This is a genomic window from Mucilaginibacter sp., from assembly GCF_041088075.1.
Taxonomy (GTDB): Bacteria; Bacteroidota; Bacteroidia; order Sphingobacteriales; family Sphingobacteriaceae; genus Mucilaginibacter_A.
This window is the reverse complement of sequence record NZ_JBGCVY010000062.1, coordinates 1-15,539: the sequence shown is the minus strand read 5'-3', so window position 1 is coordinate 15,539 and position 15,539 is coordinate 1. Positions and strand designations below refer to the sequence as shown.

Below are 15,539 nucleotides of genomic sequence, written 5' to 3'. Positions count from 1 at the left end.
GGTGCACCGGGTGGCATTTCCAAAGCCGGATATGGCTGAAATTTCTCCGGGTTTTTGTGAAATTTTTTAATTTGAGACAAAGCAAAGTAAAGCACCGCCTTTTGCTTTGGCCAGGCGGCAGCTAAATTGCTATTGATCCATGGCTACTTCTTTTATCAACATAAAATTGATAAGAGGCATTTTTGGAACGCTCCACTTCTTCTTAAACAAAAACGTATTTTTGCCCGCCCGGATGACAATCCGGTTTTGAACAATATGCTTACCACCGATATTTTATTTCAGCAGGCCTTACAACTTTTACAACAGCTTATTTCAACGCCTTCTTTCAGCAAAGAGGAAAACCAAACTGCCGAAATCATCAACAGTTTTTTGGTGGCACACGGCGTAAAAACGCATCGGAAACTGAACAATATCTGGGCCTGGAACCAACACTTCGATCCTGCAAAACCAACTATTCTGCTTAATTCGCACCACGATACCGTTAAACCAAATTCGGGTTATACGCGTGATCCTTTTGACGCTAAAATGGAAGACGGAAAGCTTTACGGTTTGGGCAGCAATGATGCAGGCGGCTGCTTGGTTTCGCTTATCGCCACGTTTTTATACTATTATGATCAGCCCGGTTTAAAATACAATTTTTGTTTGGCCACAACTGCGGAAGAAGAAATTTCGGGCAATAACGGTTTGGAACTGATTGTGCCGGAATTGGGGAAATTAGATTTTGGCATTGTGGGCGAACCAACGCAAATGCAACTGGCCATTGCCGAACGCGGTTTGATGGTTTTGGATTGCACCGCTTTTGGCCGTGCCGGACACGCCGCACGCGAGGAAGGCGACAACGCGATTTACAAAGCCATGAAGGCTATCGAATGGTTTCGCACGTACCGTTTTCCAAAAGAATCGGAAGTTTTTGGGCCGATCAAAATGTCGGTTACGATCATCAACGCTGGTTCGCAGCACAACGTGGTCCCGGCAACTTGTACGTTTACGGTTGATGTGCGCGTTACCGATGCTTACCGGAATGAAGAAGTGCTGGAGATGATCCGTGAACAAGTGGATTGCGAAGTAAAGCCGCGTTCTATCCGCCTAAAACCTTCTTCCATCCCGAAAGAACATGCTTTTGTACAGGCCGGGATTGCTTTGAGCCGAACCACTTACGGCTCGCCTACCACTTCAGACCAAGCGTTGCTGGATATTCCTTCGATCAAATTAGGTCCCGGAGATTCCGGCCGTTCGCACATGGCCGACGAATTTATTTATGTAGATGAAATCAAAGAAGGCATTGAATTGTACATCAAAATGCTGGACCGGTTGGTGAGGTGAGAAAGTTGGTGGTGGTCAATAGATCATTGTTCATGGTTCATGGCTCACACTTAAAAATAACCGATAAAAACAGTATCAATACAAATTATCTAAAAATCTACTCCATGAAAATCTGGCAAAAAACCACCAACGTAAACGAACTGGTCGAAAATTTTACCGTTGGTCGCGACCGCGAATTTGACCTGCAACTGGCCGCTTTTGATGTGTTGGGTTCGTTAGCGCACACAAAAATGCTGGAAAGTATTGGTTTGATGAGTGCCAAAGATTTGCAACTGGTTCAACAGGAATTAAAAAATATCTACCAGGAAATTGAAGCCGGAAAATTTACCATTCAGCCGGAAGTGGAAGATGTACATTCGCAAATTGAATGGCTGCTGACGCAGCGCATTGGCGAGGCCGGCAAAAAAATCCACAGCGGCCGATCACGCAACGACCAGGTTTTGGTGGATTTGAAACTGTTTTTCCGGCATGAAATCCGGGAAATTGTTTCGCTGGTGAAAACGCTGTTTGATTTGCTCATCAAACTTAGCAATCAATATAAAGATGTGATGTTGCCTGGCTACACGCATTTGCAAATTGCCATGCCTTCGTCTTTCGGTTTGTGGTTTGGCGCGTATGCCGAAAGTTTGGTGGACGATCTGGAAATGGTTTTGGCTTCTTACAAAGTTGCTAACAAAAATCCGTTGGGCGCGGCGGCCGGTTACGGTTCATCTTTCCCGCTAAACCGAACTTTGACAACCAAATTGTTAGGTTTTGAAAGCCTGAATTACAACGTTGTTTATGCCTTGATGGGCCGCGGAAAAACAGAACGCATCGTAGCGCAAGGATTATCGGCCGTTGCCGCAACGCTGGCCAAAATGGCGATGGACCAGTGTTTATATTTAAGCCAGAATTTTTCTTTTGTGAGTTATCCTGATCAGTTAACAACCGGTTCCAGCATCATGCCGCACAAAAAAAACCCGGATGTTTGGGAAATAATGCGCGGCAAATGTAACCGCATCCAGACTTTGCCAAACGACCTGGCTTTGATGACGACCAACCTGCCTTCCGGCTATCATCGTGATTTGCAATTGTTGAAAGAAACTTTGTTCCCGGCGTTTACCGATTTAAAAGATTGCCTGCACATGGCCACTTTTATGCTCGAAAATGTATCGGTAAAAGAAGCAATTTTGGAAGATGAACGTTATCAATATTTGTTCAGCGTGGAAGAAACCAACCGACGTGTTTTAAGCGGCGTTCCCTTCCGCGAAGCGTACCAGCAAATTGGTGCCGAAATTGAGAATGCTTCTTTTAACCCTACAAAAACAGTGAACCACACACACGAAGGCAGCATCGGCAATTTGTGCAACGAAGAAATAACCGAATGTATGCAGGATGTGCTGAAACTTTTTCATTTTGAAAGAATAGACTCAGCCATCGAAAAACTATTGAGTTAACATGAACGGACAAAACCGAAGCGATATTTATCCCGGCTTGGAGGTGGATGTCATCCTGAAAAAAGACCAGCGCAGCGGCAAACGCACCCGCGGCATTGTAAAAGATTTACTCACCAGTTCTGCCTTTCATTCCAAAGGAATTAAAGTTCGATTGGAAGACGGGCAAGTTGGACGAGTGATTGAAATTGTGGAGGAGTAGATTTTAGAAAGTTTAGTTATTCTTGTAATGCTTCTTTTATCGGCATAAATTTAGTCTTGTAATTAAATATGAATAATTGGGAAGAAATCAAAACGGAAAGTGAATACAACGTAGCTCTTGAACGTACAATTAGCATTTTTCATGCTGAACCCGGTTCGCCTGAATTTGAAGAACTAGAGCTTCTATTGGTTTTAGTTAAGGATTATGAAGATAAAAATATCATCGCTCCGGAGTTAGACCCAATCGAAGTGATCAAGCTAAAGATGGAAGAAAAAGGGTTAAAAGCTAAAGATTTGGAGCCAATTATCGGAAGTAAAGGCCATGTTTCGCTTGTACTTTCAGGCAAAAGAGAACTTACACTAAAAATGGCAAAAGCACTTCATAAAATTTTAAACATTCCTTCTGAGATATTTTTATCAGAATCAGCCGTAGTTTAAAAACTTATAAAGCTTCTTTTACCATCTAAAATTTGCATTTTTAAAATGAAAAAATTACCCATCATCCTTAAAAACCCAAGTTAAAATTATTTTACAAATGATGTGTATAATTTTACTGATGCTTTTTTCAGATCTGGCCAATGATTTATTCCCAAAGTTGTTGCCTGAATCATAATAACTATAAACAACAAACGAACTACAACTTTCAAAATTTGCTTAATTTTATAATTGATCAATATTTGGTTTAAATTCATCTTGCTTTATTTTTTTGTAAATCCTTAAATCCCGTTAATCCAACTAATCCAAATCCAATTTTCTACCCCATAAAAAAAGCTGCTTCCTTTCCGAAAGCAGCTTTTTCTCAACGATTAATGAATTTTATATCTTGGGTTAGATAACTTGTACATTTACCGCGTTCAGGCCTTTTTTGCCACGCTCAACATCGTATTTCACTTTGTCGTTTTCACGGATCTGATCAATTAAACCAGATGAGTGAACGAATACATCTTCTTCTCCTGAATTTTCTGGAATGATGAACCCGAATCCTTTTGTTTCGTTAAAAAATTTAACTGTACCTTCTTTTTGCATTGTAATTTTTATTTATAATTCTGCTAAGGTAGGTATTAAATTTGGTATCTGCTATTTATTTTACCGTAAAGTTTACGGCATAATCTCCCCACAGCATGGATACTTTGCCGTCTTTCGCAATGGTATAAGTTACTTTCTCTGCAAATGAAGGCGCTTTCGTTCCTTTAACATCCACTTTTAAAGCATCCTGGGCTTTGTTTTTTTCGTAATCAAAAGCGCCCCAAGTTTTAAAAACTTTGTTAAAAATCAACGTCCAGGTGTTACCGTTTTTAATGGTAAAAAAAGCATATTTTCCGGCAGGAAGCGCCTTTCCTTCTACTTTTACGGCTTTGTCAACCACAAAAGTAGTTGCTTCGTTGGCACCGGTACGCCAAACTTTTCCTTCCATCGGCTCCAAATCTTTGCCAATGGTACGGCCTTTTACAGACGGGCGGCTGTAATCAATTTCTACCGTTGCGCCGCTGCTAATGGTGGTTTTAACCGTGTCGGGCAAACTTGGGCGCGGCTTGTTTTTATCTTGCGCATGGGCAGTAAAAGTGGTTAATAAAACACCTGTAACCAGGCTTAGCAATAATTTTTTCATAATGGTTTTTTTTGTTGAGACGAAGATGCAGAAAATTTATCGAAGCTTAAATTAAGTTTGAATGCAAATTTTTTGCCGGTAAAAGAAGCATCGGCCAACGCAATTGTTTTTGTTGATGAAGTTGTTTAAACTTTTCATGGTCCTCTTTTTTGGGCTGATGCTTCTTTTACCCTATAAAAATTGGTGGCCGTATCAGCCCGAACAAACCAAAAACCAGGCAATACCAATTTTTATAGGGTAAAAGAAGCATGGGGTAATGCACGAAAGAATGAGTTTAAACAAGTTTGCTATTTTTACAATTGGAAAAAACGGCAGACAGAAAAATTTCCTTAATTTCAGGTTGTTATTTTAAATTGATAAATGAATCCGAAACCGATCATCACCGTAAAAAACCTGGTCAAAAAGTACGGCAGTTTTACCGCTGTTGACCAAATCAGCTTTGAAGTTTTTGAAGGGGAAATATTTGGTTTGCTTGGCCCAAACGGCGCAGGCAAAACCACAACTTTAGAAATCCTGGAAACACTGCGCAACAAAACTTCGGGAGAAGTGGTGGTGGATGGTTTTTCGGTCGATCAGGATCCGGGAAGCATCAAAAAACGGATTGGCGTGCAGTTGCAGGCGGCCGGTTATTATCCAAACTTAAACCTGACGGAACTGATCGAACTTTTTTCGGGATTGTACGGAATTGAAGTTAGCCCGCTGGAAATGCTGGGCAAAGTTTCTTTGGTGGATAAAGCCAAAGCACGCTACAAAGAACTTTCGGGCGGACAAAAACAGCGTTTTTCTATCGCCACCACACTCATCAATAATCCGAGGATTGTTTTTTTGGACGAGCCAACCACCGGTTTAGATCCGCAAGCGCGCCGCAATTTGTGGGATTTGATCCGTAACATTCGCAACGCCGGAACCACCGTTGTCATCACCACACATTATATGGACGAGGCCGAAGTACTATGCGACCGCGTTGCCTTTGTGGATTCGGGAAAAGTGATCGGCATCAATTCGCCCGATCATTTTATTGATGAACTGGTTGCCTCCGGTTTTGAACGCGAAAAACAAGTAAAAAGCGCTAACCTGGAAGATGTTTTTATCCATTTGACGGGGAAAGATTTGCGGGAAATGTAGGAATATGCAGGTTTGAGGTATCAGCCGGTAGCAAAAACAGCATTATAAAATAAAATATACAATATAAAAGAGGCTCACACCTGATACCTCAAACCGAAATTTTATGAATCAACCCTTACCCTATAGCAACTTTAAAGCCACGCTGGCGATGGCAAAAGCCAGTTTTCGTTCCATTCTGCGTAGCCCGTCGTCTGTTGTTTTTACGCTGGCCTTTCCGCTCATTTTTATCCTGGTTTTTGGTTTTATCGGCGGTGGCGGAATTACGGTGGATGTGGGCATTGCAAAAAACAACAATTCGCAAAACCCGATTTATCAGGCTCTGACAAAGATAAAAGCCATCCATTTGGTAGAAACCGAAACGCCGGAAGAAATGAAATCTGAACTGGAAAAAGGCCGGTTGGATGGTATCATTTCCGTTCAAAACAATCCCGGGAAACTTCCTGCCTACACCGTAGATGTGGAATACACCAAAGCATCTTTAGAAAAAGGGAACATTTTAAAATCTCTGCTCAACAACGTTTTTTACCAGATCAATTTACATGCGCCAAATTCGCCGCCACCGGTTGCCGAACTGAAAGAAGTTACGGTAGAAGGCCGCGAATACAAAACCATTGATTTTATTTTGCCCGGCCAGTTGGGCTTTTCTTTGTTGAGCACAGGCGTTTTTGGAACGGCTTTCGTTTTTCTAAGTCTGCGTTTAACGCTGGTTATCAAACGTTTTTTTGCAACGCCGGTACAACGTTATAGTATTGTTTTGGGCGAAGCTTTGGCGCGGATTACGTTTGCATTGATCGGTGCTTTAATTATTATTTTGATCGGTCATTTTGCTTTTGGTTTTACGCTGATCCATGGTTTTGTAACCGTAGTTAATATGCTTGTTCTCGCTGCCATCGGCGTTATTGTTTTTATGGGCTTCGGCTTTGTCATTTCCGGAATCGCCAAAAATGAAAGTTCCGTCCCGCCCATTGCTAATATTGTTACGTTGCCGCAGTTCCTGCTTTCCGGGACTTTTTTCTCGATAAGCGCATTTCCTTACTGGCTGCAACCCATCAGTAAAGCGTTGCCGTTAACTTATTTGAACGATGCCATGCGCAAGGTTGCTTTTGAAGGTGCAAACTTAACCGATGTTAGCCATCAATTACTAATCCTTGCCATTTGGGGAATTGCCGTTTATGCCGTTGCGGTTAAAACGTTTAAGTGGGAATGAGGCGGAGAGGTTTAAGGTTTCAGGTGAAGAGCGATGAGGTGAGAGCGGTGAGCGGGAACCATAGCGATGAACTATTCCCCATGAACCATCAACCTTGGCCATGAACGATAAACCATCAATCATTAACTTTTTGTTAAACTTGCTTCTTTTACCATATAAATCTTTGCAATTAGTATATTTGGCAGCATAAAAAGAGCGTGTAAAATTTACACTAAGGCTTTATTTTTCAACCTGAAATTTTTTGATTATGAGTTTAATAATTGATGTACATGCCCGCCAGATCCTGGATTCACGCGGAAATCCTACTATTGAAGTAGATGTTTTAACTGAAAATGGTGCAATGGGGCGGGCCGCTGTTCCTTCCGGAGCTTCGACCGGTGCCCACGAAGCCGTTGAATTGCGCGATAACGACAAAACCAAATACATGGGCAAAGGCGTTTTAAAAGCCGTAGCCAATGTAAATGACCAGTTGGCCAAAGAGCTGCAAGGCATGGATGTTTTTGAGCAAAACGCAATTGACCAGATGATGATTGATTTGGATGGCACCGAAAATAAAGGCAATCTCGGTGCAAATGCTATTCTGGGCGTTTCTTTGGCTGTTGCAAAAGCGGCAGCACAAGAAAGCCGCCAGCCTTTGTACCGTTACGTTGGCGGTGTAAATGCAAACACGCTTCCTATTCCGATGATGAACATTGTTAACGGCGGTTCACACTCTGATGCGCCGATCGCTTTCCAGGAGTTTATGATCATGCCGGTTGGCGCGCCTTCTTTTTCGGAAGCGTTAAGATGGGGATCGGAAGTATTTCATAACCTGAAAAAAATATTGCACGACCGTGGGCTTTCTACCGAAGTTGGCGATGAAGGAGGTTTCGCCCCAACATTTGCAGGGGCCGAAGACGGCGTAGAAACGATCATTAAAGCGATTGAACAGGCAGGTTATAAAGCTGGTAAAGACATTTATCTGGCATTTGACTGTGCGGCTTCCGAATTTTATGTAAATGGCAAATACGATTATACCAAGTTTGAAGGCGAAAAAGGTGCCGTACGTACCAGCGCAGAGCAGGTAGAATATCTGGCGCAATTGGCAGAAAAATATCCCGTTATTTCTATCGAAGACGGTATGGCAGAAGATGATTGGGACGGGTGGAAATTACTGACCGAAAGATTGGGCGCTAAAATACAATTGGTAGGCGATGACTTATTTGTTACCAACGTAACCCGTTTACAAAAAGGCATTGATTTGCACGTTGCCAATTCAATTTTGGTAAAAGTAAACCAAATTGGTACTTTAACCGAAACCATCAATGCCGTTAGTTTGGCGCAAACCAATGGTTACACTTCGATCATGAGCCATCGCTCCGGTGAAACTGAAGATACTACCATTGCGGACCTGGCTGTTGCTTTAAATTGCGGACAGATTAAAACCGGTTCTATTTCCCGTTCTGATCGGATTGCAAAATACAACCAACTGCTGCGTATTGAAGAAGAATTAGGCGCCAGCGCAAAATTCATCGGCAAAGATTTTAAGTTTTTAAAGAAGTAAATTTTTAGTTGATAAAAGAAGCATTGCAAAAGCTAGCCGATAAGGCTGGCTTTTTTTGCTTCCGTGCTACTCAAACTTATTGCTGCAACACAAACATAAATTTAACGTATATTTGCACTATTATTACCCGCTCTATTACCGGCTTTGATCTTAAGCACATCACCTGACCGCTAATACAGTCGTGTTAGCACATTTAGTAAAACATTTTCATGTTATTCGACGAATTAAATTTAATTGAGCCTATCCTAAAGGCTTTAAAACAAGAAGGTTATACCCAGCCCACACCTATCCAGGAACAATCCATCCCGTTAATTTTAAAAGGAAAAGACCTTTTAGGCTGTGCCCAAACCGGAACCGGAAAAACGGCAGCCTTCGCCATTCCGATCTTGCAACTTTTATACCAGCAAAAACAGCAGCACAAAGAACAAAAGACGATCAAATCGCTGATTTTAACGCCAACGCGCGAGCTCGCCATCCAAATTGAAGAAAGCTTTAAAGCGTATGGCCGTAATACCGGTTTAAAACATCTGGTTATTTTCGGCGGCGTTTCTCAAAACCCACAAACCGAAGCATTACAACGCGGCGTAGATATTTTAGTGGCCACGCCAGGTCGTTTGCTGGATTTGATGAACCAACGTTTCGTCAACCTACAACACATCCAGATTTTGGTTTTGGACGAAGCCGACCGGATGCTGGACATGGGTTTTGTAAACGACGTTAAAAAAGTCATCGCAAAATTGCCGTCCAAACGCCAGACTTTATTTTTCTCGGCTACGATGCCTTCAGAAATTAAAGAACTGGCCGATACCATTTTAAACAAACCGGAAAGAGTTGAAGTTACGCCCGTTTCTTCCACTGCTGATACCATTGAACAAGCTGTTTTTATGGTGGAAAAAAGTGATAAGCGGGATTTGCTGCTGCATGTTTTGAAAGATAAATCCATCCAAACGGCTTTGGTTTTTACCCGGACAAAACACGGTGCCGATAAAGTAGTGAAGGATCTTTTACGCGCAAATATCACCGCCGAAGCGATCCACGGAAACAAATCACAAAACGCCAGGCAACGTGCTTTAAGCAATTTTAAAGCGCGAACTACACGCATTTTGGTTGCCACCGATATTGCCGCACGAGGAATTGACGTGGACGAACTAACGCACGTCATCAATTACGAACTGCCAAACATCCCGGAAACTTACGTTCACCGCATTGGCCGAACCGGCCGCGCGGGCTTAAATGGAACCGCTTTTTCTTTTTGCGATGCCGAAGAACAGGATTTTTTGAAAGATATTCACAAACTGATCAACAAAACCATTCCCGTTTCCGATCATCCTTATCCACCAAAACAAGGCAGCATGGCCCAAAAGTTTCAGCCTAAAACAACCGGTGGAAACAACAATAACCGCGGAAAAAGAAATTCCTCAGGCGATGATTTTAGAGGAAGAAACCATAACAATTCACGCCGTCCACGAACCACAAGTTAAGCTAATCTTTCGGATGCTTCTTTTATGCACCTAAAATTGGTGTCTTCATTGAGTTAAAATCCGATTATAAAAGCAGGTTTTGTTCCGTCAATTCTAAAACGGTAACAAAACCTGCTTTTTTTCGTAAGTAAAAATCCTGCGCTTGCATTTAACCAAACTACTTGCTTATCTTTAAATGAAATTTATCCTGCTTGTATTTATGCAACGCCTGCTCGACCTTTTTAAAAATAAATATTTGCTAATCAGCATTATATTTTTGGTATGGCTGATTTTTTTCGACCGGAACGATTTGCTCTCGCAATACGAATACCGACAGCAACTGAACAAACTGAAAGAAGAACACACGTTTTACACCAAAGAAACAGCCGACGTGCAGAAACAATTGAACGAGCTGACTTCCAACAAAGAAAAATTAGAAAAATTTGCCCGCGAAAAATACCTGATGAAAAAAGCGGACGAAGATATTTTTGTCATTGTTACCGAAAAAAAAGAAAAGAAATCATTTTTTGGGCGGTAAAAGAAGCATCGTCTGCTCCTTCCATAAATCTTCAACTTTAATGGTGATGTACTTGCCTTCCTTAAAGTTTTTTTCTGATTTCTTAATCTTCGCTACAAATTTTGGGTTGTAAGTACTTTTAGATTTCGCCATTTCTCCTCCGTAAAAACCATTCTAAACTTAACAGCAGCAAAATTAAAGCAAAAATCCATTTCTCGTCAATCACTTCGCGGTAATTATTGTCCTGGTAAACAATCGTTTTGATGTTTTCATTTTTTCGGATCAAGTTTGGCAATTGGCTGAGTTGGTTTGGGAAAAGCATTTCGCCGCCATTTTGCTTTGCCAAGGCAAACAAAAGCTGATGATCGGCAGCACTTTGCGCAGCTTCGGCCACTAAAGTTTTGATCGAAAAATTCCCGCTTGCTTTAAAACTTTCGTTTCCTAATTTGGTTTGCGCTCCAAAAGTATATTCGCCTGCTGGCAAATTTCCTGCATTGAGTTGGTAAGATTGATTGTTTCTGGAGAATTGAAAACTGTATGTTTTGCCCGATTTGTTTTTCATCGTAACGGGAACATCCGGCTGGTTAACCAATTCAAACGCTTTGTTGTACAGTTCAGCCTGCAATATCACGTTTTCATCTTCATCAAAAACAGTTTTGGTTGAAGCAACATTAAACCGTTTCTGGTTATTTTTTACCGACAGATACTGCATGGCCTGCGACAACAATTCGTCCAAAGCCCGGTGGTTTCCAAACTGTTGGAACTCGTTTAAACGCCAGCGCCACAAACCTTCGCCGGTTAAAATGGCTGTCCGCCGGCCGTTTTCTTCTGCAAAAGCCAGCAACGGATAAGAGGTGGAAACCGTACCAATTTTCTGTTTTAACAAAATGGCCGTACTTGCACCAAAACTGTAATTTCCAAAAGGCGCGAGCAAAGGCGGAAAACTGCTGATTTTTGAACGGGCAGAATCCGACAAAATAAAGCTGGTAAAAGAAGCATCCGGCGCAGCAAAAACTTCCTGCATATTTGGGCTGCCGCTGCTGATGCTTACCGCTTTTTGCAAATTGTTTAATTGCGAAATGTTACTTTCGGCTCCTAACAAATACCAAATTGCAATTTTAAGCCGTTCCGCTTGTGTTAACAAAGGTTGCAAGTTTGCGCGGTTGTTGGGCAATTGTTCCAGGATCAGCAAACTGTAATCGTTTAGTTTGCCCAAATCAAAATCGCTCAACAAACTTGTTTTTACCTCGTAATTCTGGTTGCTTTCCAACGATTGCCTGATGGCTGCAATATCCGGGTGCGGCGCATCGTACAAAATCAAAACCTTTTTGCGGTTGTCGAGCACTTCCACATAAATCGTTTCCAAATTATTGGTGGTCGAAATTTCATCAGCAACAGGCATCAAACTGATCTGAAATTTTCGGATGCCTTTTTTAGCTGCGTTTAATTTGATCGGAATTGCCTTTTTAAAATCGTTTTCGGCAACGCTAATTTGTTTGCTGGCAACTTGCTTTCCGTCTTCCGTAACGTTCAGTTGCAGGTTTTTTCCTTTGGTTTGGTGCGCTTCCACAAAAACTTCGGCCATAAAATCATTACCCAGAAAAGCAGTTTTATTGTAATCAACATGATCAATTAAAATGTCTTTTTTCGGAATGGTATCGCCCAAAGCAACGGTGTAAATATTGGTTTTTAAGGCAGAAGCCGTGCTGAGCGGAGAACTACCACGGTTGTACAAACCATCGGAAGCCAAAATTACGGCACCGATATTTTGATTGCCAAAACGATTATTTAATGTTTGAAACGCGCCGGAAATATCAGTTTGTTTTCCATTCAAAAAATCAGAAAAACCGTTGGAAAGATTTTTACTGAAGTTAAATTCCTGCACGTCGTAATCATCGCCTAAATTATTTTTAAGCTGATGCAGTTGTTCTATAAATGCTGTTGATGGAAAGTTTTTTGAAGGAAACTGCTTGATCGAAGAAGAATTATCCTGCAAAACCAAAATCAAAGGTTTTTGCAGATGCTTGTTGACCGATTTGACCAGCGGAGCCAGCAACAAAAAAGACAGGATAAAAACAGCAAGTGTTCTGATTGCGAACAGTGCGTTTCTCCAATTTTTGCTGCTATTTGTGGGTTGGCGATACAACAAAAAGCTGTATAAAAGTGCCAACGCAAAGCAGCCGATCGTCCACCAACCCGAAACCGCGCCCCACGAAACCGAAATCAAATACAGCATAATCAGGTTTAAAACGATGATAATTTAGGTTTCGGGATTGACAATTTTAATACGGATTGGGCCTTTTAAATTTTCCGGCCCCACTTTTTTTCCTTTTTGCGTTACCACAATTTTGTTTTGTTCGGCCAAATCAAAAGCTGCATCGCGTACAGTTTGCATTTCTTTTCGCCAATTTTCTCCAAACAACGCTCTTGCAACTTCAGACGGACATATGGTTTTATCCGCACCGCGGGAAGCAGCCATCGTTAAGATTGTATTTTTAATAACGTGATCAGCCAAAATTTAATGCGGTAAAAGAAGCATCAGGATAATTAAAGCATTCCGCCATCCACCGGAAAAACCTGGCCTGTAATATAACTGCTCATATTTGAAGCCAAAAAAACACAAGTATTGGCCACGTCTTCCGTTTCTCCGGCGCGTTTTAACGGTATTGCATCGGTCCAGCCTTGCACCACTTTCGGGTCTAAAACTTCGGTCATTTCCGTTCGGATAAATCCCGGCGCAACCACATTGGTGCGGATATTCCGGGAACCTAATTCTTTCGCAACCGATTTTGAAAACCCAATAATTCCGGCTTTTGAAGCTGCATAATTTGCCTGTCCGGCATTTCCCTGCACCCCAACCACCGAACTCATGTTGATAAAAACGCCGTTCCGATTTTTCATCATCACTTTTGATGCTGCTTTTGTAACATTAAAAATGGATTTTAAGTTTACGTTTAGCACCTCGTCCCAATTTTGCTCCGTCATGCGCATCAGCAAACCATCTTTCGTAATGCCGGCGTTATTTACCACGATGTTGATCGTTCCAAAATCAGCAACAATATCGTTAATTAATTTTTCTGCTTCATCAAATTTTGAAGCATCAGATTGATATCCTTTTATTTGTGTACCAAATTGTTGTAATTCTTGCTCCAACGCTTGTCCTTTTTCTACCGAAGACAAGTAAGTAAAAGCAACTTTAGCACCATGTTCTGCAAATTTTTCCGCTATTTTACGTCCTATCCCTTTGGAAGCGCCAGTAACTAGTGCAACTTTTCCTTCTAATAATTTCATGTAATTTAAAATGATTTGGGGTGAAGTTAGAAATTTTGGCATAAAGCCGAAAAGAGTTTTCGTTTTGATTTTCTGCTGATGAAGCTGTAATTGCCGATACTTCTTTTACCATGTAAAATTTTGTGTGTTCTATCAATTTAAATAGCGTTCATGTACTAACAAATTTAGTTTTACCTATCTTTGTTTAGCTGCTACTGATCGAGTTGCTGCCTAAAAAAATTTTAATTTATGTATGCAATTGTTGATATAGAAACAACCGGCGGCCATGCCAGCGCAAACGGAATTACTGATATTGCAATTGTTTTGCATGACGGGGAAAAAGTTTATCACCAGTTTCAATCGCTTATTAATCCTCAGCAACCAATTCCAATTTATATTCAGGCTTTAACCGGTATCAATAATGATATGGTAAAAGAAGCACCAACTTTTGCAGAAGCTGCTCAGGAAATCTATAACTTATTGCAGGAAAAAATTTTTATCGCCCATAACGTAAACTTCGATTACTCTTTTGTACGCTACCATTTAGCAGCAGCAGGATTTAATTTAGATAGTAAAAAACTTTGTACCGTTAGATTAAGCCGAAAAATTTTACCAGGTTATCCTTCTTACAGCTTGGGCAAACTTTGTCACCATTTAGGAATTGGTAACGATAGCAGGCATCGTGCTATGGGTGATGCTTTTGCGACTTCTACTTTATTTTCGATGTTATTGAAAAATGATTTGGAAGGACATATTCAAGCTTCTTTATTGCAGAAGTCGAAAGAACAGTTGCTGCCTCCGCACTTACCAAAAACTATAATGGATCAGCTCCCCAAAAATCCAGGTGTTTATTATTTCCACGATCAGAAAGGAAAAGTAATTTACGTTGGAAAAGCTAAAAACATTAAAAAAAGAGTTAACAGCCATTTTACCGGGAACAATCCAAATAAGCAAAGACAGAATTTTTTAAGAGATATTTATAACATCACCTGGCAAATTTGTGGAACAGAATTAATGGCTTTGATTTTAGAAGCATCCGAAATTAAAAAATTATGGCCTGAGCATAACCGTGCTTTAAAACGTTTTGATCACGCTTTTGCCTTGTATCAGTTTGAAGATCAAAATGGTTATTTGCGTCTGGCCATCGGGAAAAAGAAAAAGTACAACAAACCCATTTATACTTTTGGGTTGATGCTGGAAGGTTATGAATTGTTGCGGAAGCTGATGGTGGATTTTAACCTTTGCCCAAAACTTTGTTTTGTGCAAAAAAACGATGAATGTTGTAATGGAATTAATGACGGTTATTGTTTTGGCGCTTGTGAAGGGAAAGAATTGTGTGAAGCATATAATCTTAGAGTTACCAAAGCGATTGAACATCTCCGTGTTACGATGCCTACTTTCCTAATTTATGATAAAGGGAGAGAAGCCGATGAACAAAGCTTGATCTTAATGGAAGAAGGACAGTTTTACGGAATGGGTTATGTAAAAGAAGCAATTAACAATACCGATGTTGAAGTATTAAAAGGACTTTTAACACCAATTGTAGGCAACGATTATATTAAGAATTTGATTTATCAGTTTGCAAACAGTAATCCGGAAAAGCTGATTGCTGTAAATTGTTAGGGTAAAAGGCTTTATTATTTTACCCTTATAAAAGGAGCATTGTACTGATTTGAAGAGAAGTGCTTTAGAAAAACGTTTCCCTTCTTCTTCCCTGCCCCCTCTTTAAACGCAAAAAACCCCTTGATCTTTATTAGAAGAAGGGGTATTTTGTTTAAGGTTTTGGCGCCGACCTACTCTCCCGCCTGTTACGGCAGTACCATTGGCTCTGGCGGGCTTAACTTCTCTGTT

At 40.9% G+C, this 15,539-nt stretch carries 16 protein-coding genes; 10 read left to right on the top strand and 6 right to left on the bottom strand.

The window, feature by feature from the left end; genetic code table 11:
* The first annotated feature begins 255 nt into the window (after positions 1-255).
* The 4 genes from V5804_RS15115 to V5804_RS15100 all read left to right on the top strand — a co-directional run bounded on the left by V5804_RS15115 (position 256) and on the right by V5804_RS15100 (position 3,395).
* Positions 256-1,323 carry a M20 family metallo-hydrolase gene (locus V5804_RS15115; RefSeq protein ID WP_369592235.1) on the top strand — a complete coding sequence of 356 codons (1,068 nt, stop codon included), beginning with the start codon at positions 256-258 and terminating at the stop codon, positions 1,321-1,323.
* A 104-nt stretch (positions 1,324-1,427) separates the two neighbouring features.
* A complete protein-coding gene (gene argH, locus V5804_RS15110) occupies positions 1,428-2,759 on the top strand; it encodes an argininosuccinate lyase (protein WP_369592234.1) in 1,332 nt (443 codons plus the stop codon).
* Between the two features lies 1 nt (position 2,760).
* The gene (locus tag V5804_RS15105) at positions 2,761-2,958 is read left to right on the top strand and encodes a YwbE family protein (protein ID WP_369592233.1); all 198 of its coding nucleotides are present in this window, start codon (positions 2,761-2,763) and stop codon (positions 2,956-2,958) included.
* Positions 2,959-3,026: 68 nt separating this feature from the next.
* On the top strand, positions 3,027-3,395 hold the full coding sequence (locus V5804_RS15100) for a type II toxin-antitoxin system HigA family antitoxin (protein WP_369592232.1): 369 nt from the start codon (positions 3,027-3,029) through the stop codon (positions 3,393-3,395).
* A 390-nt stretch (positions 3,396-3,785) separates the two neighbouring features.
* On the opposite strand, the gene V5804_RS15095 is transcribed toward V5804_RS15100, so the two are convergent.
* A complete protein-coding gene (locus V5804_RS15095; RefSeq protein ID WP_174290567.1) occupies positions 3,786-3,983 on the bottom strand; it encodes a cold-shock protein in 198 nt (65 codons plus the stop codon).
* A gap of 55 nt (positions 3,984-4,038) precedes the next feature.
* On the bottom strand, positions 4,039-4,566 hold the full coding sequence (locus V5804_RS15090) for a DUF2911 domain-containing protein (RefSeq protein ID WP_369592231.1): 528 nt from the start codon (positions 4,564-4,566) through the stop codon (positions 4,039-4,041).
* A gap of 360 nt (positions 4,567-4,926) precedes the next feature.
* Between V5804_RS15090 and V5804_RS15085 the strand changes: the two genes are divergently transcribed.
* From V5804_RS15085 to V5804_RS15065, 5 genes are all read left to right on the top strand, one after another.
* Positions 4,927-5,691, top strand: a complete 765-nt coding sequence (locus V5804_RS15085) for an ABC transporter ATP-binding protein (RefSeq protein WP_369592230.1) — start codon at positions 4,927-4,929, stop codon at positions 5,689-5,691.
* Between the two features lie 103 nt (positions 5,692-5,794).
* Positions 5,795-6,898 (top strand): ABC transporter permease, encoded by a 1,104-nt coding sequence (locus V5804_RS15080; protein ID WP_369592229.1) that lies wholly within the window; start codon positions 5,795-5,797, stop codon positions 6,896-6,898.
* A gap of 247 nt (positions 6,899-7,145) precedes the next feature.
* Positions 7,146-8,441, top strand: a complete 1,296-nt coding sequence (eno, locus tag V5804_RS15075) for a phosphopyruvate hydratase (protein ID WP_369592228.1) — start codon at positions 7,146-7,148, stop codon at positions 8,439-8,441.
* 209 nt (positions 8,442-8,650) lie between these two features.
* Positions 8,651-9,922, top strand: coding sequence for a DEAD/DEAH box helicase (locus V5804_RS15070; protein WP_369592227.1), 1,272 nt, complete (start codon positions 8,651-8,653; stop codon positions 9,920-9,922).
* 175 nt (positions 9,923-10,097) lie between these two features.
* The gene (locus V5804_RS15065; protein WP_369592226.1) at positions 10,098-10,439 is read left to right on the top strand and encodes a septum formation initiator family protein; all 342 of its coding nucleotides are present in this window, start codon (positions 10,098-10,100) and stop codon (positions 10,437-10,439) included.
* Here V5804_RS15065 and V5804_RS15060 read toward each other — a convergent pair.
* Genes V5804_RS15060 through fabG form a run of 4 tightly spaced genes read right to left on the bottom strand, consistent with a single transcriptional unit; the run spans position 10,422 to position 13,709 of the window.
* Positions 10,422-10,571: a DUF2683 family protein gene (locus tag V5804_RS15060; RefSeq protein ID WP_369592225.1), complete on the bottom strand. Its 150-nt coding sequence runs from the start codon at positions 10,569-10,571 to the stop codon at positions 10,422-10,424. The two genes, V5804_RS15065 and V5804_RS15060, sit on opposite strands and share 18 nt — an antisense overlap.
* A complete protein-coding gene (locus V5804_RS15055) occupies positions 10,558-12,654 on the bottom strand; it encodes a hypothetical protein (RefSeq protein ID WP_369592224.1) in 2,097 nt (698 codons plus the stop codon). Before V5804_RS15055 ends, V5804_RS15060 begins: the two co-directional genes overlap by 14 nt.
* Before the next feature lie 24 nt (positions 12,655-12,678).
* Positions 12,679-12,933 carry a DUF3253 domain-containing protein gene (locus tag V5804_RS15050; RefSeq protein WP_369592223.1) on the bottom strand — a complete coding sequence of 85 codons (255 nt, stop codon included), beginning with the start codon at positions 12,931-12,933 and terminating at the stop codon, positions 12,679-12,681.
* A gap of 32 nt (positions 12,934-12,965) precedes the next feature.
* The gene (gene fabG, locus V5804_RS15045; RefSeq protein WP_369592222.1) at positions 12,966-13,709 is read right to left on the bottom strand and encodes a 3-oxoacyl-[acyl-carrier-protein] reductase; all 744 of its coding nucleotides are present in this window, start codon (positions 13,707-13,709) and stop codon (positions 12,966-12,968) included.
* A 228-nt stretch (positions 13,710-13,937) separates the two neighbouring features.
* Between fabG and V5804_RS15040 the strand changes: the two genes are divergently transcribed.
* Positions 13,938-15,311, top strand: a complete 1,374-nt coding sequence (locus V5804_RS15040; RefSeq protein ID WP_369592221.1) for an exonuclease domain-containing protein — start codon at positions 13,938-13,940, stop codon at positions 15,309-15,311.
* Positions 15,312-15,539 lie beyond the last annotated feature (228 nt).